At 71.2% G+C, this 19,085-nt stretch carries 19 protein-coding genes; 11 read left to right on the top strand and 8 right to left on the bottom strand.

Going from position 1 to position 19,085, the window contains the following annotated elements; translation table 11 throughout:
• Positions 1 to 98: 98 nt before the first annotated feature.
• The 7 genes from ACFYM0_RS20185 (at position 99) to ACFYM0_RS20155 (ending at position 7,780) form a co-directional block, all read left to right on the top strand.
• Positions 99 to 1,163: a BMP family protein gene (locus ACFYM0_RS20185; RefSeq protein ID WP_388503162.1), complete on the top strand. Its 1,065-nt coding sequence runs from the start codon at positions 99 to 101 to the stop codon at positions 1,161 to 1,163.
• 230 nt (positions 1,164 to 1,393) lie between these two features.
• The gene (locus tag ACFYM0_RS20180; protein WP_388503606.1) at positions 1,394 to 3,100 is read left to right on the top strand and encodes an ABC transporter ATP-binding protein; all 1,707 of its coding nucleotides are present in this window, start codon (positions 1,394 to 1,396) and stop codon (positions 3,098 to 3,100) included.
• Positions 3,097 to 4,212 carry an ABC transporter permease gene (locus ACFYM0_RS20175; protein WP_388503159.1) on the top strand — a complete coding sequence of 372 codons (1,116 nt, stop codon included), beginning with the start codon at positions 3,097 to 3,099 and terminating at the stop codon, positions 4,210 to 4,212. Before ACFYM0_RS20180 ends, ACFYM0_RS20175 begins: the two co-directional genes overlap by 4 nt.
• Positions 4,209 to 5,474 carry an ABC transporter permease gene (locus ACFYM0_RS20170; protein WP_388503156.1) on the top strand — a complete coding sequence of 422 codons (1,266 nt, stop codon included), beginning with the start codon at positions 4,209 to 4,211 and terminating at the stop codon, positions 5,472 to 5,474. Before ACFYM0_RS20175 ends, ACFYM0_RS20170 begins: the two co-directional genes overlap by 4 nt.
• Positions 5,471 to 5,863: a cytidine deaminase gene (locus ACFYM0_RS20165; protein WP_243333749.1), complete on the top strand. Its 393-nt coding sequence runs from the start codon at positions 5,471 to 5,473 to the stop codon at positions 5,861 to 5,863. The genes ACFYM0_RS20170 and ACFYM0_RS20165 overlap by 4 nt, the downstream gene beginning before the upstream one ends.
• Before the next feature lie 103 nt (positions 5,864 to 5,966).
• Positions 5,967 to 7,244: a thymidine phosphorylase gene (locus tag ACFYM0_RS20160; protein WP_388503154.1), complete on the top strand. Its 1,278-nt coding sequence runs from the start codon at positions 5,967 to 5,969 to the stop codon at positions 7,242 to 7,244.
• Positions 7,245 to 7,447: 203 nt separating this feature from the next.
• Complete coding sequence (locus tag ACFYM0_RS20155; RefSeq protein ID WP_388503151.1) at positions 7,448 to 7,780, top strand: STAS domain-containing protein; 333 nt, start codon at positions 7,448 to 7,450, stop codon at positions 7,778 to 7,780.
• Here the strand turns inward: ACFYM0_RS20155 and ACFYM0_RS20150 are convergent.
• The 3 genes from ACFYM0_RS20150 to ACFYM0_RS20140 form a co-directional block, all read right to left on the bottom strand.
• Entirely contained in the window at positions 7,667 to 8,677 is a 1,011-nt protein-coding gene (locus tag ACFYM0_RS20150; RefSeq protein ID WP_388503149.1) for a sigma-70 family RNA polymerase sigma factor, read from the bottom strand. The two genes, ACFYM0_RS20155 and ACFYM0_RS20150, sit on opposite strands and share 114 nt — an antisense overlap.
• A 131-nt stretch (positions 8,678 to 8,808) precedes the next feature.
• Positions 8,809 to 10,308, bottom strand: a complete 1,500-nt coding sequence (locus tag ACFYM0_RS20145; protein WP_388503146.1) for a DUF402 domain-containing protein — start codon at positions 10,306 to 10,308, stop codon at positions 8,809 to 8,811.
• Between the two features lie 89 nt (positions 10,309 to 10,397).
• Positions 10,398 to 11,678, bottom strand: a complete 1,281-nt coding sequence (locus tag ACFYM0_RS20140; protein WP_388503143.1) for an MFS transporter — start codon at positions 11,676 to 11,678, stop codon at positions 10,398 to 10,400.
• A gap of 99 nt (positions 11,679 to 11,777) precedes the next feature.
• Between ACFYM0_RS20140 and ACFYM0_RS20135 the strand changes: the two genes are divergently transcribed.
• Positions 11,778 to 12,719: a LysR family transcriptional regulator gene (locus ACFYM0_RS20135; protein ID WP_388503140.1), complete on the top strand. Its 942-nt coding sequence runs from the start codon at positions 11,778 to 11,780 to the stop codon at positions 12,717 to 12,719.
• On the opposite strand, the gene ACFYM0_RS20130 is transcribed toward ACFYM0_RS20135, so the two are convergent.
• Together ACFYM0_RS20130 and ACFYM0_RS20125 are read right to left on the bottom strand one after the other, a co-directional pair.
• Entirely contained in the window at positions 12,655 to 13,770 is a 1,116-nt protein-coding gene (locus tag ACFYM0_RS20130) for a LuxR C-terminal-related transcriptional regulator (protein WP_388503138.1), read from the bottom strand. The two genes, ACFYM0_RS20135 and ACFYM0_RS20130, sit on opposite strands and share 65 nt — an antisense overlap.
• A 405-nt stretch (positions 13,771 to 14,175) precedes the next feature.
• Complete coding sequence (locus ACFYM0_RS20125) at positions 14,176 to 14,895, bottom strand: alpha/beta hydrolase (RefSeq protein WP_388503135.1); 720 nt, start codon at positions 14,893 to 14,895, stop codon at positions 14,176 to 14,178.
• Positions 14,896 to 15,009: 114 nt separating this feature from the next.
• On the opposite strand from ACFYM0_RS20125, the gene ACFYM0_RS20120 reads away from it, so the two are divergent.
• From ACFYM0_RS20120 to ACFYM0_RS20110, 3 genes are all read left to right on the top strand, one after another.
• Positions 15,010 to 16,158, top strand: coding sequence for an adenosine deaminase (locus tag ACFYM0_RS20120; protein WP_388503132.1), 1,149 nt, complete (start codon positions 15,010 to 15,012; stop codon positions 16,156 to 16,158).
• Between the two features lie 139 nt (positions 16,159 to 16,297).
• Complete coding sequence (locus ACFYM0_RS20115; RefSeq protein WP_388503130.1) at positions 16,298 to 16,570, top strand: hypothetical protein; 273 nt, start codon at positions 16,298 to 16,300, stop codon at positions 16,568 to 16,570.
• Between the two features lie 166 nt (positions 16,571 to 16,736).
• Positions 16,737 to 17,543 (top strand): hypothetical protein, encoded by an 807-nt coding sequence (locus tag ACFYM0_RS20110; RefSeq protein WP_388503127.1) that lies wholly within the window; start codon positions 16,737 to 16,739, stop codon positions 17,541 to 17,543.
• A gap of 17 nt (positions 17,544 to 17,560) precedes the next feature.
• Here the strand turns inward: ACFYM0_RS20110 and ACFYM0_RS20105 are convergent, their stop codons facing one another.
• Genes ACFYM0_RS20105 through ACFYM0_RS20095 form a run of 3 tightly spaced genes read right to left on the bottom strand, consistent with a single transcriptional unit; the run spans position 17,561 to position 19,061 of the window.
• A complete protein-coding gene (locus tag ACFYM0_RS20105; RefSeq protein WP_388503126.1) occupies positions 17,561 to 17,773 on the bottom strand; it encodes a PspC domain-containing protein in 213 nt (70 codons plus the stop codon).
• Between the two features lie 50 nt (positions 17,774 to 17,823).
• Entirely contained in the window at positions 17,824 to 18,393 is a 570-nt protein-coding gene (locus tag ACFYM0_RS20100) for a VanZ family protein (protein WP_388503123.1), read from the bottom strand.
• 50 nt (positions 18,394 to 18,443) lie between these two features.
• Complete coding sequence (locus tag ACFYM0_RS20095) at positions 18,444 to 19,061, bottom strand: PH domain-containing protein (RefSeq protein WP_388503121.1); 618 nt, start codon at positions 19,059 to 19,061, stop codon at positions 18,444 to 18,446.
• Positions 19,062 to 19,085 lie beyond the last annotated feature (24 nt).

Genomic DNA, 19,085 nt, shown 5'->3' with positions numbered 1-19,085 from the left:
TCATGAACGGGCCTTTAACTGACATCTACGCGCGTTACGATCGCGGCGAAACCAGCGCCGGTCGTGGCGCTTCGGTCAGGTTTTGAAGGAGCCTCCCCTTGCGCCGGATCACCAGGATCGCCACCGTGGGCATCGCGTCCGCGGCGCTGGCCCTCTCGGCCACCGCCTGTGGCGGTAAGAAGTCCTCGGACTCGTCTTCGTCCGCCTCCTCTTCCTCCTCCTCGGAGGGGTCGGCCGCCATCGCGTACGACATCGGTGGCCGCGGCGACCAGTCGTTCAACGACGCCGCCTACGAAGGCCTCGCCAAGGCCGAGAAGGACCTCAAGATCAAGGGCGCCCAGGCGGAGCCCACCGACGGCGAGGGCGAGGCCGACAAGGTCCAGCGCCTCACCGAGCTGGCCCGCAAGGGCAACAACCCGGTCATCGGCGTCGGCTTCGCCTACGCGCCGGCCATCAAGAAGGTCGCCGAGAAGTTCCCGAACACCACGTTCGGCATCATCGACGACACCTCGGTGCAGGCGAAGAACATCGCCAACCTCGTCTTCAACGAGGAGCAGGGCTCCTACCTGGCCGGCGTCGCCGCCGCCAAGGCGTCCAAGACCGGCACGGTCGGCTTCATCGGCGGTGTCGAGGTTCCGCTGATCAAGAAGTTCGAGGCCGGCTTCGCGCAGGGCGTCAAGGACACCAACCCGAACGCCAAGGTGCTCGTCCAGTACCTGACGCAGCCGCCGAACTTCGACGGCTTCGCCAAGCCCGACCTGGGCAAGGCCGCGGCCGAGGGCCAGCTCGACAAGGGCGCCGACGTGATCTACTCGGCCGCCGGTCTGGCCGGCTCCGGTGCCATCGAGGCCGCCTCGGCCAAGAGCAAGTGGTCCATCGGTGTCGACTCGGACCAGTACAACCAGGCCGGTCTGTCGAAGTACAAGGACTTCATCCTGACCTCGGTCACCAAGGATGTCTCCGACTCCGTCTACAACCTGATCAAGTCGGTCAAGGACGGCAAGCCGGAGTCCGGTGAGGTCCGCTACGGCCTCGACAAGGACGGCGTCGGCCTGGCCGACTCCAACCCGAAGTACAAGGAAATGACGGAGCTCGTCGCCGCGGTCGACAAGGCGAAGGCCGACATCATCGCCAAGAAGATCGAGGTCAAGACCGCACCGTAAGGTGCCGTCCGGCTCGCTGTACACGTGATGCCCGGGGTCCGGGAAGCGGTCTCATCGCTCCCGGGCCCCGGCCCATGTCACGTGGTTTCATGTGATCTTGTGGCCGGTTGGCCGCAAGTTTTCACTTTCGACAGTGCTACGCGCGTAGAAGCATCGTGGACGCGATACTTTCTCCCCCCGCCCTGTCCCCTCCCTGCCTTCAGCTCCTTCCGCGCCAAGGAGAGTGCGTCATCAACGCGTCCAGCCCGCCCCCCGCCGTAGAACTGCACGGCATCACCAAGCGCTTCCCCGGCGTCGTCGCCAACAAGGACATCGCGATCACCGTCCGCAAGGGCACGGTCCACGCCCTCGTCGGTGAGAACGGCGCCGGCAAGTCGACGCTGATGAAGATCCTCTACGGCATGCAGAAGCCGGACGAGGGCACCATCGCCATCGACGGGGAGCAGGTCTCCTTCAGCAGCCCCGGCGAAGCCATCGCCCGCGGCATCGGCATGGTGCACCAGCACTTCATGCTCGCCGACAACCTCACCGTCCTGGAGAACGTCGTTCTCGGCGGCGAGAAGCTGTACGGCATCGGCGCGAAGGCCCGCAAGAAGATCAGGGAGATCTCGGACGCGTACGGCCTCGGCGTACGTCCCGACGCCCTGGTCGAGGACCTCGGTGTCGCCGACCGCCAGCGCGTGGAGATCCTCAAGGTCCTCTACCGCGGCGCGAAGATCCTCATCCTCGACGAGCCGACGGCCGTGCTCGTGCCGCAGGAGGTCGACGCGCTCTTCGACAACCTGCGCGAGCTCAAGTCCGAGGGCCTGACCGTCATCTTCATCTCGCACAAGCTGGGCGAGGTCCTCAAGGTCGCCGACGACATCACCGTCATCCGGCGCGGCACCACGGTCGGTACCGCCGACCCGCGCGCGACCACGACCAAGCAGCTCGCCGAGCTCATGGTCGGCTCCGAGCTGCCGTCCCCGGAGACCCGCGAGTCCACGGTGACCACCACCCCGATGCTCCAGGTCCAGGGTCTGACCGTCGCCGAGGGCGGCGCGCCCGTCGTCGCGGAGGACACCGCGCGCACGCCGGGCCTGCCGGACGCCAACCTGCGCGAGACCCCGGTCGCCGGACGCCTGCTGCTCGACGGGATCAGCTTCACGATCCACAAGGGCGAGATCCTCGGCATCGCGGGCGTCGAGGGCAACGGCCAGACCGAGCTCATCGAGGCCCTCATGGGCATGATGACCCCCGACACGGGCGTCATCACCCTCGACGGCAAGGACATCACCAAGTCCCCGGTGCGCAAGCGCCGCGAGGGCGGCATCGGCTACATCCCCGAGGACCGCCACCGGCACGGTCTGCTGCTGGAGTCCTCCCTCTGGGAGAACCGCATCCTCGGCCACGTCACCGAAGCCCCCAACTCCAAGCGCGGCATCCTCGACCCGAAGGCCGCCCGCAAGGACACCGAGCGGATCGTGCGCGAGTACGACGTCCGCACGCCCGGCATCGAAGTCACCGCGGCCTCGCTCTCCGGCGGCAACCAGCAGAAGCTGATCGTCGGCCGCGAGATGAGCCACAACCCGAAGTTCCTGATCGCCGCCCACCCCACCCGCGGTGTGGACGTCGGCGCGCAGGCGCAGATCTGGGACGCGATCCGCGAGGCCCGCCGCGAGGGCCTGGCGGTCCTGCTGATCTCCGCCGACCTGGACGAGCTCATCGGCCTGTCCGACACCCTGCGCGTCATCTACCGCGGCCGCCTGGTCGCCGACGCCGACCCCGCGACCGTGACCCCCGAAGAACTCGGCACCGCCATGACGGGCGCCGCCTCCGGGCACCTTGAGGTACCCATGCAAGCTACAGAGGCCGCAGAGGTCACGGAAGCCACCGACAACCGCTCCGACGCCGGCACGGATGCCCGTACCGACTCCCCGGAGGACGAGGCCCGATGAAGAAACTCGACAAGGACCGGCTGCTCCTCGGCTTCGCCGGGCCCGCGCTCGCGCTGGTCACCGCCTTCCTGCTGACCATGATCGTGCTGGCGGCGACGGGCGTGGACCCGATCGAACCGCTGCGGCTCATGGTGGAGAACGCGACCTACGAGGACGTCCAGGTCCTCATCGTCAACCAGGCCGGTACGTACTACCTGGCGGCCCTGGCCGTGGCCATCGGCTTCCGGATGAACCTCTTCAACATCGGCGTCGACGGCCAGTACCGGCTCGCGGCGATGGTGTCGGCGGTCGTCGGCGCGGCGGTCTCGCTGCCCGGCCCGCTGCACATCCTGCTGATCGTGATCGTCGCCATGCTGGTCGGTGCCTTCTGGGCCGGCATCGCGGGCGTCCTGAAGGCGAAGCGCGGAGTCAGCGAGGTCGTCTCCACGATCATGCTGAACGCGATCGCCACCAGCCTGATCGCCTGGCTGATCCTGCCGAAGAACCTCGGCGTCCAGCCCGCGGGCTCCAACGACCTGACCACCGGCGACATCGCCGCGTCCGGCTGGTTCCCGGCGATCTCCCTCGGTGACGGCCTGGAGATCTACGGCTTCACCTTCCTCGCCTTCGCGCTGGGCATCGTCTACTGGTTCGTCCTGGGCCGCACCCGCTTCGGCTTCGACCTGCGCGCCACCGGCGCCAGCGAGTCCGCCGCGCAGGCCTCCGGCGTGGACGCCAAGAAGATGATCATCACCTCGATGCTCATCTCCGGCGCCGTCGCCGGCCTCGCCGGCATGCCGGTGCTGCTGGGCGAGAGCCACACGTACAGCCTGTCCTTCCCGGTCGGTGTCGGCTTCACCGGCATCACCATCGCGCTGCTCGGCCGCAACCACCCGGTCGGCATCTTCTTCGCCGCGCTCCTGATGGCCTTCATCGACAAGTCCTCGGCCTCGCTCGACACGGCCGGCTTCGCGAAGGAGATCGGCACGATCATGAAGGGGCTGATCGTGATCGCGGTCGTCGTCTCCTACGAGCTCGTCCGCCGCTACGGGATCCGACGCCAGCAGCAGAAGGTCGGCGAGGAGCTGGCCGCAGGCCACGCCATCACGACCGAGAAGGAGGTCTCGGCGTGAGCACCAGCACCGTTTCCGCGACCAGCGCCGCGCCCAAGAAGCAGGGCGGCCGCACCAAGCTCACCCTCCCGTGGATCATGCTGATCGTCGCGGGCGGCCTCGCTCTCGTCTCGCTGGTCCGCGTGATCAGCGGCGCGGACGACCTGACCTCCATCGGCCAGGTCTCCGGAGCGCTCTCCCTCGCCGTGCCGATCGGCCTCGCCGGACTCGGCGGCCTGTGGGCCGAGCGCGCGGGCGTCGTCAACATCGGCCTCGAAGGCATGATGATCCTCGGCACCTGGTTCGGTGCCTGGGCCGGTTACCAGTGGGGCCCGTGGACCGGCGTCATCGCCGGCCTGATCGGCGGCGCCATCGGCGGCCTGCTGCACGCGATCATCACGGTCACCTTCAACGTGAACCACATCGTCTCCGGTGTGGCCATCAACATCCTGGCGCTGGGCTTCACCCAGTACCTGTCGAACTTCACGTTCGCCGAGGCGCCCGGCGGCTCCTCCAAGCAGTCCCCGCGCGTCGAGCCGATCTACGAGATCACCGTGCCGGGGCTGTCGGACTGGATGGCCACCCTCCAGGGCAAGCACTGGTTCTTCGTCTCCGACGTCGCGGGCGTGGTCGGCGGTCTGGTCACCGGCCTGTCGCTGCTGACCGTCGTCGCGCTGCTGCTGATCCCCGGCACCTGGTGGGTGCTCTGGCGCACCACCTTCGGCCTGCGGCTGCGCTCCTGCGGTGAGAACCCCATCGCCGCCGAATCGCTCGGCGTCAACGTCTACAAGTACAAGTACATCGCCGTGATCGTCTCGGGCGCCCTCGCGGGCCTGGGCGGCGCGTTCCTGTCGATCGTGGCCAGCCCGATCTACCAGGAGGGCCAGACCGGCGGCCGCGGCTACATCGGCCTCGCCGCGATGATCTTCGGCAACTGGATGCCGGGCGGCATGGCGCTGGGCGCCGGCCTGTTCGGCTTCACCGACAGCCTCAAACTGCGCGGCGGCGCCGAGAACGTCCACGCGATGCTGCTGCTCATCGCGATCCTGCTCGTCCTGGTCGTGGCCTGGCAGCTCTACAAGAAGCGCTACGTCCCGGCCGGCGTCTCGGCGGTCTTCGCCGTGCTGCTGTTCCTCTGGTACGGGCTCACGGACCAGGTGCCCAGCCAGTTCGTGGACGCCGCCCCGTACCTGACCACGCTGCTGGTGCTCGCGCTGTCCGCGCAGCGCCTGCGGATGCCCAAGGCGGACGGCATGCCGTACCGCAAGGGCCAGGGCAAGTGACGGCCGCTCCCGACTGGGAGGCCCTGCGCGAGGCCGCCCGGGAGGCCATGTCCCGGGCGTACGCCCCGTACTCGGGCTTCCCGGTCGGTGTCGCGGCGCTGGTCGACGACGGCCGCACCGTCGTCGGCTGCAACGTCGAGAACGCCAGCTACGGGCTCGGCCTGTGCGCCGAGTGCGGGCTGGTCTCCTCCCTCCAGGCCACCGGCGGCGGCCGGCTGACGCACTTCACGTGCGTGGACGGCAAGGGCGAGATCCTCGTCCCCTGCGGTCGCTGCCGCCAGCTCCTCTTCGAGTTCGGCGGCGCGGAGCTCCAGGTGGAGACGCCGGAAGGCGTCCTGCCGCTCTCCGCGATGCTGCCGCAGGCCTTCGGGCCGGACCATCTGAGATAGCCGTACCGACGGCCCTCCGCCCCCTGCCGGGCGGGGGGCCGTCGCCCTTGGCCCTCCCGCCAACCCCTCTCCTCTCTCTATGCGCGTAGAAGGAAGCACTTCCATGGACGTCATCTCCGTCATCCGCACCAAGCGCGACCGCGGTGAACTGAGCCCCGAGCAGATCGACTGGGTCATCGACGCGTACACGCGCGGCGTGGTCGCCGACGAGCAGATGTCGGCGCTGGCGATGGCCATCCTGCTCAACGGCATGAACCGGGCCGAGATCGCCCGCTGGACCGCCGCGATGATCGCGAGCGGCGAGCGGATGAACTTCGACTCCCTCTCCCGCCCGACCGCGGACAAGCACTCCACGGGCGGCGTCGGCGACAAGATCACCCTGCCGCTGGCCCCGCTCGTCGCCGCCTGCGGCGCGGCCGTACCGCAGCTCTCGGGCCGCGGCCTCGGCCACACCGGCGGCACCCTGGACAAGCTGGAGTCCATCCCCGGATGGCGCGCCCTGCTCTCCAACGAGGAGATGCTGCACGTCCTGGACACCACCGGCGCCGTCATCTGCGCGGCCGGCGACGGCCTGGCCCCGGCCGACAAGAAGCTCTACGCGCTGCGCGACGTGACGGGCACCGTCGAGGCGATCCCGCTGATCGCCTCCTCGATCATGTCCAAGAAGATCGCCGAGGGCACCGGCTCCCTGGTCCTGGACGTCAAGGTCGGCACCGGCGCCTTCATGAAGAACATCGAGGACGCTCGCGAGCTGGCCCGCACCATGGTGGGCCTGGGTACCGACTCGGGCGTCAAGACGGTCGCCCTGCTCACCGACATGTCCACGCCGCTCGGCCTGACCGCCGGCAACGCCCTGGAGATCCGCGAGTCCGTCGAGGTCCTGGCGGGCGGCGGCCCCTCGGACGTGGTCGAGCTGACCCTGGCCCTGGCCCGGGAAATGCTGGACGCCGCGGGCATCAAGGACGCCGACCCGGCGAAGGCGCTGGCCGACGGCTCCGCGATGGACGTGTGGCGCCGGATGATCGCCGCGCAGGGCGGCGACCCGGACGCGGCGCTTCCCGTCGCGCGGGAGCAGCACGTGGTCACGGCCCCGTCCTCGGGCGTGCTGACGCGGCTGGACGCGTACGGGGTGGGCGTGGGCGCCTGGCGCCTGGGCGCCGGCCGCGCGCGCAAGGAGGACCCGGTCCAGGCGGGCGCGGGCATCGAGATGCACGCGAAGCCGGGCGACACGGTGGTCGCGGGCCAGCCCCTGATGACCCTGCACACGGACACCCCGGAGAAGTTCGACTACGCCCTGGCGGCGCTGGACGGCACCTTCGACATCGCCACGGCGGGCACGGCCTTCTCCGCCACGCCGATCGTGCTGGACCGCATCGCGTAGTCCTGCGAGCTCACTCGTACGGCTGGACGGGACCGGTGGACGACCACCGGTCCCGTTCTGCATGCTGGGACCGTCGGTTGCCGTCGGTGGTTGAGTTCGGCGAGCCGATCTACATCCCCAAGCCGTTCGGCCACACGCCGGACACTTCGGACTTCCCCGTCCCCCGCCGATGAGTTCGGGCGGGGCCGGAGGTCTGCCCTCATGTGGAGATCAGAATCCTGGCCCCGGAGGGGCCCGAACCGGATGCCGCCGAGCTGTGCGCACGCGTGCGCGCACTGTGCCGGGACGGGCCCGACGCGGTGGTGTGCGATGTCGGCGCCGTCGCCGCGCCGACCCTCGCGACCGTCCAGGCCCTCGCCCGTGCGGCCCTGACCGCCCGGCGCCTCGGCATCCCCTTCCGGGTCACCGGGGCCACCCCGGCCTTACGCGCTCTCCTGCACCTCGTAGGACTCGTCGAGCTGCTCGGGGAGCCCGAAGAGCGGGAACCACCGGGCGGTGTCCAGGAAGGCATTGAGCCCGGTGATCTTCCCGTCTGACACCTCCAGCACCTGGAGGGCCCACGGCGTCCAGCCCGGCTGCCCGTCCTCCCGCGGCCGGTACTGGCCGAAGGCGGGCATGCCGTTCGCCGTGGTCGGGATCATCCGCGAGCCCTTGCAGCCGATGCCCTGGTTCAGGTGCCAGGCCGCGATGTCCTCGTGGCCCTGGAGCCACAGGTCGAACGGCGGCATCGACAGCACCGCGTCCTCGTGGAGCAGGGCGGTCAGCCGGGAGATGTCGTAGGCCTCGAAGGCGGCGAGGTACTGCTCCAGCAGCTTGACCTGGTCGGTGTCCAGCGGGTCCGCGGACTCGCTCTCCCTGATCCGGGTGGCCGCGAGCGTGGCACGGGCCCGCTGCAGCGCGCTGTTCACCGACGCCACGGTGGTGTCCAGCAGGGTGGCGACCTCGTCGGCCTTCCAGGCCAGCACCTCGCGCAGGATCAGTACGGCCCGCTGCTTGGCCGGCAGGTGCTGGAGCGCGGCCACGAAGGCGAGCCGTACGGACTCCTTCGCCAGCGCCATCTCCGCCGGATCGGCGGTCTGCGGCAGCACCCGCCCGTCGGGCACCGGCTCCAGCCAGGTCACCTCGGGCCGCTCGTTGAGCACGGCGGAGGCCTGGTGCTGCGGAGCGCTCAGGTCCATGGGCCGGGCGCGCTTGTTCCCCGCGTTCAGCAGGTCCAGGCAGACGTTGGTGGCGATGCGGTACAGCCACGACCGCAGGGAGGACCGCCCCTCGAACTTCCCGAAGCTGCGCCAGGCACGGATGTACGTGTCCTGCACGGCGTCCTCGGCATCGAAGGCCGAGCCGAGCATCCGATAGCAGTACCCGGTGAGTTCGACGCGGTAGCGGTCGAGCGCCGCGTCGAGCTCGGGTGCGAGGTCGGTGGCTTCGGTCATGTCCCTTGATCCCCCTGCTAGTTCCCGGTACTTCGGAAACTACCCGAGGCCACTGACAACCGCAGCCCGGCACGCGGCGCGGTGCCCGGCGGCCGACCGCCGGCCCCCGGGCCGCCTGGGGCAGCCGCAGGTCAGAGCGCTGACTGCTCCTCGCCGGTGCCAGTGCCGGTGCCGGTGCCGGTGCCGGTGCCGGAGTCATCGTCTTCGGGCGGAGCCTCGTACGCGGGGATGGTCCAGCGCAGGACGGCCTCGCCCGCCCGCTCCTCCAGCGTGACCGGGTACACCCGGCCGTCCTCCCGCTCGCCGCGGTGCCGCTCGGAGTGGTCGCCGGGGTCCCAGCCCAGTCCGAGCACTCGGCACCCGCCGAGCTCGATGTCCCCGGCCAGCAGCGGATGGCCCCAGCCGGCGCGCCGGGCACGGTGGTAGTCGGTGTGGGGGTCCACGGACACGAGCAGGCCGTTGCCCGGCCCTGCGCGGACCCAGTCCTCGATCCGCCCGGCCAGGGCCGTGGCCAGGCCCAGCGGGAGGTCGAGGAAGCCCCGGGGGCCGGAGGCTCCGGAGACCGGCTCGCCGCCGAACACGGCGTGGGCCTCTTCCCCGTACCTGCCCCGGTAGGTGACGTCCGCCAAGCCGTCCACGGAGTCGCCGTTCAGGCCCTCGAAGGCGTCCAGGGCCAGGGCGTCGCCCAGGATCATGCCGCAGCGGTCGACCGGGAGGTCGCCGAGGGGGACCGGGGCGGGGCCGTGGTTCCAGGGGAGGCCGAGGGATATCTCCAGGGCCGAGATCACCGGTTCGCCGTCGAAGGGGGACGGTGAGGTCCAGGCCCGTACCGCGAGGGGGCGGTCGGTGGCGGCGGGGACGGCCACGGCCTCGAAGCCCCAGGGTTCGGGCCCGGCCGCCCCGCCGTCGTGGAGGTGGCCGCCGCCCGTCGCCGCCATGGCGAGGGCGCGGTCGGCGAGGGCCGGGGCGCCGTCCGGGCGGTGGTCGATCCAGCCGGCCTTGCCCAGGACGAGCACCCCCGAGGGAGCGGTGACCGGCCCGAGCCGCAGCGGCGGGCGGTCCGGGAGGGGCCAGGACGGCGTCGGGCGGAAGTCGCACCAGGTGCCGTCGAAGGGGTGGGCCGCCGCGTCGATGAGGCGGGTGACGCGGACGCCCTCCGCGCGGATGGCGGCGGCCTCGGCCGGTGTCCAGTACGCCGGGTGGCCCGTCTTCGCGGCGAAGGACTCCTCGTCCTTCCACTCCCACGCGCGGTCCGGGGTCACCGTGATGTCGAGTTCCTGGTCGGTCACGTGGACGTCCGCGCCGTCCCGGGTGCGGACGCGGGATTCGAGGTTCACGTACCAGCCGCGGAACTCCTGCTCCGGCGTGAAGTTCCACCACACCGCGTGCCCGGCCCCGGCCGGCTGCAGGATCAGCGCGCCCCCCTGCCGCCACCGGTCCGCCCGCAGCGGGTACGAGCCGTCCGGCGGCAGGTCCCGCAGGTGGGTGCCGGGCGGGATCGTGGCGCGCCAGAGCGGGGTGCCCGGTGCCACCCACAGCAGCACGCCGCCCTTGCCCGACTCCACCACCCGGGCCGGGACGATCATGCTGACGGTGCTGCCGAGTATGAGGTGAACGCTGACTGTGGACATGGTCGGCGATCATGCCAGCCGCCGGTTGAGGCCCCGCTCGGCCCCTTGCCCACAGTCCTCGTCCGCTCGTCCGCTCGTCCGCTCGGCCCTCAGCGCGCCGCGAGCGCCGCGATCCGGGCCGTACGGGCCGCGTGGGACCCGTACAGGGTGATCGTGACGACCCCGGCGACCGCGAGCAGCGCCAGGGTGACCGTGGCCGCCCAGCCCGCCGAGTGGTAGGCGAGGGCGCCCAGCGTGCCGCCGGCGCTGGAGCCGGCGTAGTACGCCGACTGGTAGAGCGCCGAGGCCTGCGCGCGGCCCGTCTTCGCCGTACGGCTCACCGCCGCGGAGGCCACCGCGTGGCCGGCGAAGAAGCCCGCCGTGATGAGGACCAGGCCGAGCAGGATCGCGGTGAGCGACTCCGCGAGGGACAGGAACAGGCCCACCGCCGTCGTGGTCACCGCCAGGTACAGCGCGCCGCGCCGGCCCAGCCGGGCCACCAGCTGCCCGGCCGCCGCCGAAGAGACCGTACCGACCAGGTAGACCAGGAAGATCGAGCCGATGAGGCCCTGCCCGAGCGAGAACGGCTCGTCCACCAGGCGGTAGCCGATGACCGTGTACACCGCCCCGAACACGGTCATGAACAGCGCGCCGATCCCGTACAGCCGCAGCAGCAGCGGATCGCGCAGGTGCCCGGAGACGGTACGTCCCACCGCGCGCGGGTTCAGTGAGGCCGGCCGGAAGAACCGGGCCCGGGGGAGGAGGGCGAGGAACGCCGCCGCGCAGGCCAGAGACATCAGGCCGACGGTCAGCAGCCCGCCGCGCCAGCCCCAGACCTGGGCCGCCCACCCCGTGACGAGACGGCCGCTCATGCCGCCGATGGAGTTGCCCGCCACGAACAGGCCGATCGCGGCGACCAGCGCCTTCGGCTTCACCTCTTCCGCGAGGTACGCCATCGCGGAGGCCGGGATGCCGGCGATCGCCGCTCCCTGGACGGCGCGCAACGCGATCAGCCACTCCAGGTTCGGAGCGAAGGGCACGAGGAGGCCGACGCCGACCGCGATCACCATGGACCAGGTCATCATCCGGGTCCGGCCGAAGCGCTCCGAGAGCGCGCTGAGCGGCAGGACGAACAGGGCGAGCGCGCCGGTGGCCGCGGAGACCGTCCAGCTGGCCTGACCCGCCGTCACGCCGAAGCCGTCGGAGATCGCGGGCAGCAGCGCCTGGGTGGAGTAGAGGAGGGCGAAGGTGGCCAGACCGGCGGCGAAGAGCGCGAGGCTGAGGCGGCGGTAGCCGGGCCGGCCGGGCTCGTGCGCCTCGGGTGCGGAGGCGGGGAACGACGGGGTGGAGGCACCCGGGATGACGGGTGCCCCGGTATGAGCGGGAGGCATGCGTACGACGTTAGGGCCGCCCTTTTCATGCGTCCAATGCACAGATTCGCGATAATCAATCCATCCATGCATCAGCGCAGGTCAGATGGGTGTCTATCGATGAGTCGTTACGAAGAAGACATGGCCGTGACACATGCGCTGGCCCCGCGCCTCGCCTACTTCGTCGCCGTCGCCCGGCACGAGCACGTCACCCGCGCCGCGCACGAGCTGGGCGTTCCCCAGTCCACCCTGTCGCGGGCCATGGTCCGCCTCGAACAGGACCTGGGCGTCACGCTGTTCGCCCGCAAGGGCCGTACGGTCGCGCTCACCACCGCCGGCCGCACCTTCCTCGCCTCGGCGCAGCGCTCGCTGGCCGAGATCGCCCGCGCCGCCGGCTCCGTCCAGCAGGACGCCGACCCGTCCTTCGGCAAGGTCGCCTTCGGCTTCCTGCACACCCTGGGCCCCGAGACCGTACCCGGCCTGATCCGGGCCTTCCGGGCCGACCACCCCGGCGTGCGGTTCTCCCTGGTCCAGAACTACGGCGAGGCCATGCTGGAGAAGCTGCGCGCGGGCGAGCTCGACCTCTGCCTGACCTCACCCCTGCCCGACGCCCCGGACCTGGTGGCCCGCCGGCTCGACGAGCAGCGGCTGCGGCTCGTGGTCCCGGACGACCACCGGCTCGCCACGCGCAAGCGGATCCGCCTGGCGGAGGCCGCCGAGGAAACCTTCGTCACCCTGGAGCCGGGCTACGGGCTGCGCCGCATCACCGACGACCTGTGCGCGGAGGCCGGTTTCACGCCGCGGGTCGCCTTCGAGGGCGAGGAGGCCGAGACCCTGCGCGGGCTCGTCGCCGCCGGTCTCGGCGTGGCGCTGCTGCCGCCGCCCGCGGTGCCCCGGCCCGGGGTCGTCGAGCTGACGGTCACCGCCCCGCGCGCTGTCCGCGAGATCGGGGTGGCCTGGCTCGACGGGCACCCGGACACGCCTCCGGTGGCGGAGTTCAAGAAGTTTCTGCTGTCCCGTCGGGGGCGGCTGATTCCGGAGCTCCAGCCGGGTGGCGAGTGAGCGGGGAGCGGGCGGCCTCGGAGGCGGCCGCCGCCGTCGCCGACAGCAGGAACCCGGCCTGGAACCGGGACTTGGCCCCCACCGCCCGCATGATCTCGGCGATGTGCCGCTGACAGGTGCGCTCCGACATGCCGAGGCGCCGGGCGATGACCTTGTCCTCCAGGCCCTCCGCCAGGAGCCGCACGATGGTCTGGCGCAGTTCGTCGGAGATGGAGCGGGCCTGGTCCGGCCCGACGGTGGTGCTGAAGGGCTCGGCCTCCGACCAGCAGCGCTCGAAGGCCTGCGTCATGAAGTGGACGACGTTGGGCTCGCGCACCACCAGCGCCGCCTTGATGTCGTCCTGCACCTCCATCAGCCCGGTGTGCCGGTCGACGAGGATCATCCGCATCAGCCCGTCGCCGACGGTACGGACCTGCGAGCCGAGCGCGGTCACCCGCTCCACGTAGGCCGCCGTCGGGCGGGAGTAGCGGGCGGTGTGCTGGTAGAGGGTGCGCATCCGCACGCCCCGGGCCAGCATCGCCTCGTCCCGGACCACCGCCCCCTTCAGCGTCTCCGGGCTGCGGCCGCCGCCCGGGTGGCAGGTCAGCACCTCGGACTCGGCCGAGGCGACGAGCTCCCCGATCAGGCCCTGCAGCGCGGCCGGGTCGGTGACCAGCTCCAGGGCGTTCGCCCCTCCCCGGTCGCGCTGTTCGGCGCCCGCCTCGTACTCGGGGAGCAGGTCCTCCAGCCGGACGCGCAGCCGGTCCATCTCGTCGTGGGTCTCGCGCACCCGCAGGGCCAGCGGGGCCAGCGTCCGGGCCACCGCGGCGCGCGGGGACACCGCGCTCCAGCGCACCCGCGCGGGCTCGCCGGGGCGGCCGCCGTCCGCGGCGGAGGCCGGGCGGGAGCGGGGCTGGATCAGGTGGGCCGCCTCGAGTTCGGCGAGGGCGGCTCCGACGGACTCGCCGAGCGCCTCACCGGCCTCCGTCTCGGAGAAGGCGTGCCGCTCGGCCGCGTACCCGTAAAGACGCCGGGCCACGGAGCTCAGTTGGTCCGTTTCATCCGATGGCATATCCATATTCGTCCCGGCCTGTGCCGATTCGTAAACCCCTCGTGTTCCCGCAAGGCACCAAGACGATGCCCTCCGATCTTCGTGAGGATAGGCCGAACCGGCACAGTGGTACCACGGCGTTCTCGGGGGAGGGCGCGGGCATTCTCACGTCCGCGCTTCGCCGACCTGGCATCGCGCCCTCGCGCGGGCGTGTGCCTCAAGGTGGTCGCGCCGGGCCCGCCCGTGTCATCCGACCGGGAGGGGACGGCGCGGCCGGCACGGACGGCCCCGCGCGACCACCACCACATCCGGGCCCTCCGGCCCGCGGCTCCCCGCTGCCGCCGGAGGCCCGCCGCCGTTCCGTCTCGCCGGCCTTTCCGCCCCGCAGGCCTTGCACCCCTCCGACCCGGCCGCCTTCGCCGGGTGTCAGCCGCGCAGGGACCGCCCGTAGCCGGAGGCCAGCGGCATCCGCAGGCCCAGCGGCGGGGGAGCCGCCAGCGCGTCGGTGACCGGCCGTGAATAGGGGCCGGAGAATACGGAGCCGAGGACGAAGTCCACGGACAGGGCCACGACTTCGTCCTGGTGCTCGCGCAGCCCGTGCCCGTCGGAGTGCACCTCGAAGCGGCACGTCGTGCGGTTCGCCTTCTTCGCCCGGGTCGCCAGCCGGTACGACAACTCCGGGTCGCTCCGGGCGTCGTTGGTCCCGTGCACGATCAGGACCCGGCGCCCCGAGAGCTGCTTCACCGGTTCGGGGGAGTCCGTGCCGGACTGCCGCGGGAGCGAAGGGGCGAGCGCCAGAACGGAGTTGACGGCTTCGTGGCCGGCCGCGGCGAGCGCCGCCCGGCCGCCCGCGTCATAGCCGGCCAGGCACACCGGCACGTCTCCGTACAGGCGGACCACCTCGTCGGCGGCCCACTCGGCGTCCCCTTGCCGGGTGCCCGCACCGTGGATGACCTGGTGCGTGACCAGCCCGTCCGCCGCGCCCGCACGGGCCAGGGCCCGAGCCAGCGGACGCACCGGACCGGGGGACAATCTGGACGCTCCGGGAAGAAGGAGCACCACACCACTGACCGTTGAGACCGAGCCGATCGCGCCGGCCGCCCGCCCCAGGCGGGCCCCGCGCGCCGGCGGCGCATGCTGTGCCATGACGGAACAGTCTCAGACGCGGAGGTGTACGCCACCCGTCCGCGCGGTCACTGTTACATATCGGGGGTGGACTCCGTCTCACCGCTCTACGCGCGTAGGAGCTAGAGTGCCCAGATGACGAGCGAGACCCCCAACCTGCCCACTCCGGATCAGATCCGCCGCTCCCCGAAGGTGCTCCTGCACGACCACCTCGACGGTGGACTGCGCCCCGGGACCATCATCGAGCTGGCGCACAAGGTCGGCTACGAGAACCTTCCCGAGACCGAGGCCGACAAGCTCGGCACCTGGTTCCGCGAAGCCGCCGACTCCGGCTCCCTCCCGCGCTACCTGGAGACGTTCGCGCACACCTGCGCCGTCATGCAGACGAAGGAGGCCCTCTTCCGGGTGGCCTCCGAGTGTGCCCAGGACCTCGCCGAGGACGGCGTCGTCTACGCGGAGATCCGCTACGCGCCCGAGCAGCACCTCGAAGCCGGCCTGACCCTCGAAGAGGTCGTAGAGGCCGTCAACGAGGGCTTCCGCGAGGGCGAGCGCCGCGCGCGGACCAACGGCAACCGCATCCGCATCGGTGCGCTGCTGACCGCGATGCGGCACGCGGCCCGCGCGCTGGAGATCGCGGAACTGGCCAACCGCTACCGCGACAACGGCGTCGTCGGCTTCGACATCGCCGGCGCCGAGGCGGGGTTCCCTCCCACCCGCCACCTCGACGCCTTCGAGTACCTCAAGCGCGAGAACAACCACTTCACCATCCACGCGGGCGAGGCGTTCGGTCTGCCGTCGATCTGGCAGGCCCTGCAGTGGTGCGGCGCCGACCGGCTCGGCCACGGCGTGAAGATCATCGATGACATCGAGGTCGCCGCCGACGGTTCCGTGACGCTGGGCCGTCTGGCCTCGTACGTCCGGGACAAGCGGATCCCGCTGGAGATGTGCCCGACGTCGAACCTGCAGACGGGTGCGGCGGTCTCCTATGCCGAGCACCCGATCGGCCTGCTGCGGAAACTGCACTTCAGGCTGACCGTCAACACCGACAACCGGCTGATGAGCGGTACCAGCATGAGCCGCGAGTTCGAGCACCTGGTCGACACCTTCGGCTACTCGCTCGAGGACATGCAGTGGTTCACGGTCAATGCGATGAAGTCCGCGTTCATTCCTTTCGATGAACGACTGGCCATGATCAACGACGTGATCAAGCCCGGTTATGCGGAGCTGAAGTCGGAATGGCTGTTCCGCCAAACCGCTTCCACCAGCGGTTCCGTCTCGGCCTAGGCCATGGCATGACGGACTGAAAGCGCCCGGGAGGAGCAATTCCCGGGCGCTTTCTCGTATTTAATGATGTTTGCGAGAGGGGGTTTGAAGTGACTAGTTTGCGGAGCCGCTCATTTCCCCGTCGCAAGGACGATTCCTCATGAAGCAGTCAGCTGCCAAGACCCTCGGTGTTGCCGCTCTCGGTGCCGCCTTCGCCGCCGTCGCCGCCGGTACCGCCTCGGCCGCCGTCCCCGCCGTCGGTCTCGGTGACGCGCTGGGCACCGTCACGGGTGCCGTCCAGGGCGCGACCAGCCAGCAGCACGTGACCGCCGAAGAGGGCAAGCAGGCCCCTGAGGCCACGGACCCGGCCGCCGCGCTCGGCACGGTGACCGGCCTGCTCGGCGGTCTGCCGACCAGCGGCCTCGGCGCCTGATCCACTTCGGATCCCCGGTCGGATTCGTACGCGACCCGTACGCGATTCGCACGCACGCCCACGCGGCGCACGCCTTTTCGATCAGGTGTGTGCCGCGTCGCGGCATGTGCCAGGATCACCGCCAACTGCCCGCCGAAACCCTGGGTATGAGGTCTCGATCATGCGCATGAAGGCACGAACGGCCACGGCCGTGCTGCTCCCCGCCCTGCTGTCCGCGATGGTGGGCTGCGGCAGTACGAACACCCCGGCCTCCGGCAAGGGCCCGGACCCGAAGGGCTCCGCGAGCGCGCCCGGGCAGTCCGCGTCGGCGGGCTCGGCCGGCACGGGAGCCCCCGGCTCCGCGGGTACCGGCGGAGCCGGTACCACGGGCGGTACGGGCGGTACGGGCGCCCCCCGGCAGGGCGGCAGCCGGCTGGAGCGCGCCGCCCTGACACAGGGCGACCTGGCCGGCTATCAGATCTCGGCGAACGGCAAGAACCCGAACGCCCCCGACGGCCAGCCGCAGGCGGACCGCAAGGCCTGCCAGCCGCTCGCCGACATCATGGGAGACAAGCCGGACCCGGCGGCGCGCGAGACCGTCAACCGGGGCATCGGCTCCCAGAAGCAGATGGGCCTGGCCGTCTCCGCCTCCGTCAGCTCCTACGCCGAGTCCGACGCCAAAGCGCTGATCGCCCGGCTGAAGGACGCCGTGGCCGCCTGTGCCACCGGCTTCACCGCCACCGTCGAGAAGCAGAGCGGCGCCTACCGCGAGGTGAAGGCGTCCGACTACAAGACGGGCGGCGACGAGAGCGTCAGCTGGACCACGACCGCGGCCGCCGAGGGCGTCAGCGCCCAGGTGCACCTGGTCGTCGTGCGCCAGGGCGACACCGTCATGCGCCTCATGGCACTCAACGTCGCGGGTGGCCGCCAGACCCCCCAGGTCCCGCACGAGGTCGCGGACAAGCAGCTCCAGAAGGTCCGCGCCGCCCGCTGAATTCCGGGTCCGTCCGATTACCAGCCGGTGGCGGCCGAAGAGGCGCTCGACTTCTCGTTCGGCAGGAGCACCCACAGCGCCAGGTAAAGGAGGAACTGCGGTCCGGGCAGCAGGCACGAGACGGTGAAGATGATCCGCATCGTGTTCGCGGATATTCCGAATCGGCGCGCCAGACCGGCACAGACTCCGCCGATCCATCGTCCGTCACGGGGGCGGGCAAGGGCGCTCATGGTCTCTCCTCGGTCGTTGTGCGGTCCGCGGGATGCTTTCCCGCGATGCCTCAATACTCCCGCTGAACAGAGGACAGAACGTCGGTCCAGGGGCCGAGCCCGACCCTGGTAATTCTCGGGGTCGGGCCCTGAGAACGCCGCAGCCTGCACCGCAGGGCCGGGACGACCGCCAGGTGCGCGAGCATGACGCCGAGGGTGTTCAGCAGCACCGAATCCACGTCGACCACCTGGCCCGGGACCGCCATCTGCAGCATCTCGATGCCGACGGAGAACAGCGCGCCCGCGGCGGCCGTCCGGACCAGCGAGGACCACGTGGCCAGCGGCGAAAGCTCCACACGTCCGCTGATCAGCGGCAGCAGCACCCCGAGCGGGGCCAGCAGCGCCAGCCCGCCGCCGATCCGGCGGGCGGCCTCCAGGGGCCCGTAGGAGAGGTCCGCCCTGATCCCTTCCAGCGGGGTCAGATTGGCCGCCGCCGCCCAGGGCACGTCCAGCGGGCGCAGCATCAGCCAGCCGACGAGGAGGAGGTGTGCGGCCAGCAGGACCCCGGCGAGAAGCCGGATCCACAGCTGTACGGCAGCGCTGCCACTGCCCTTGACACGGTTGCCCTTGAGACGGTGCACGCCAGTGGAGACGCGGGTTCCGGGGCTCGCGGTTCCGGGGAAACCGCCGGTCAGCCGGTGGCGAGCAGCACCATCAGGATGAGCGCGCCGATCACGGAGGGCGCGATGATCTCGTACGACCAGGAGACCTTCACCGGGCCCTGGGCGCCGGCGCGCGAGGCGCACCGCTCGTGCAGTTCCCGCAGCTCGTCGATGATGCGGTCGGCGGAGGCCTGGCGGACGTCCTCGTCCGGGGTCTTGGCCTGACCGTTGCCCAGGCCGAGCCGGCCCGCCTGGCGGCGGTTGGCCTTCTTGCGCTCCCGCAGGGAGACCGCGATGGACCACATCTGGTACGTCGTCCCCTCCGCGAGCACCTCGGCGGCGAACCGGGCCCGCACGGTGTCGACGGCCGCCCAGGGCAGCTCGATGATCCGGAAGGGGTTGCGCACGCGCAGCCGGTCGTCGTTGGCGAAGACGGCCGGACGGACCGTGAACGCGACGATGACCGGGGCCAGGCACAGTGCGGAGGCGAGGGCGATCCACGGGACGTTCCCGGAGCCCCGCACCACGGCGTCCCCGCAGAGCCATGCGAGCAGCGCGAGCAGCACCACCCCGGTGACGGTGGCCATCGGGGAACGGTAGACCCGGTCGTCGTACGCAGGCTCTTCGGTGGGCTGATCGCTGCTCATGCGGCAGATTCTGCCTCAAGCCGT

The sequence above is a fragment of the Streptomyces sp. NPDC006487 genome, assembly GCF_042870555.1.
GTDB lineage: Bacteria > Actinomycetota > Actinomycetes > Streptomycetales > Streptomycetaceae > Streptomyces.
Note: the sequence above shows the minus strand (reverse complement) of the source record. Positions and strands in the feature narration are given on the sequence as shown.

Excerpts from the sequence above, each read along its gene's own strand:
- ACFYM0_RS20175 (WP_388503159.1), top strand. The coding sequence starts at position 3,097 with ATGAAGAAACTCGACAAGGACCGGCTGCTCCTCGGCTTCGCCGGGCCC.
- ACFYM0_RS20160 (WP_388503154.1), top strand. The coding sequence starts at position 5,967 with ATGGACGTCATCTCCGTCATCCGCACCAAGCGCGACCGCGGTGAACTG.
- ACFYM0_RS20150 (WP_388503149.1), bottom strand. The coding sequence starts at position 8,677 with ATGACCGAAGCCACCGACCTCGCACCCGAGCTCGACGCGGCGCTCGAC.
- ACFYM0_RS20145 (WP_388503146.1), bottom strand. The coding sequence starts at position 10,308 with ATGTCCACAGTCAGCGTTCACCTCATACTCGGCAGCACCGTCAGCATG.
- ACFYM0_RS20140 (WP_388503143.1), bottom strand. The coding sequence starts at position 11,678 with ATGCCTCCCGCTCATACCGGGGCACCCGTCATCCCGGGTGCCTCCACC.
- ACFYM0_RS20135 (WP_388503140.1), top strand. The coding sequence starts at position 11,778 with ATGAGTCGTTACGAAGAAGACATGGCCGTGACACATGCGCTGGCCCCG.
- ACFYM0_RS20130 (WP_388503138.1), bottom strand. The coding sequence starts at position 13,770 with ATGCCATCGGATGAAACGGACCAACTGAGCTCCGTGGCCCGGCGTCTT.
- ACFYM0_RS20125 (WP_388503135.1), bottom strand. The coding sequence starts at position 14,895 with ATGGCACAGCATGCGCCGCCGGCGCGCGGGGCCCGCCTGGGGCGGGCG.
- ACFYM0_RS20120 (WP_388503132.1), top strand. The coding sequence starts at position 15,010 with ATGACGAGCGAGACCCCCAACCTGCCCACTCCGGATCAGATCCGCCGC.
- ACFYM0_RS20115 (WP_388503130.1), top strand. The coding sequence starts at position 16,298 with ATGAAGCAGTCAGCTGCCAAGACCCTCGGTGTTGCCGCTCTCGGTGCC.
- ACFYM0_RS20110 (WP_388503127.1), top strand. The coding sequence starts at position 16,737 with ATGAAGGCACGAACGGCCACGGCCGTGCTGCTCCCCGCCCTGCTGTCC.
- ACFYM0_RS20105 (WP_388503126.1), bottom strand. The coding sequence starts at position 17,773 with ATGAGCGCCCTTGCCCGCCCCCGTGACGGACGATGGATCGGCGGAGTC.
- ACFYM0_RS20095 (WP_388503121.1), bottom strand. The coding sequence starts at position 19,061 with ATGAGCAGCGATCAGCCCACCGAAGAGCCTGCGTACGACGACCGGGTC.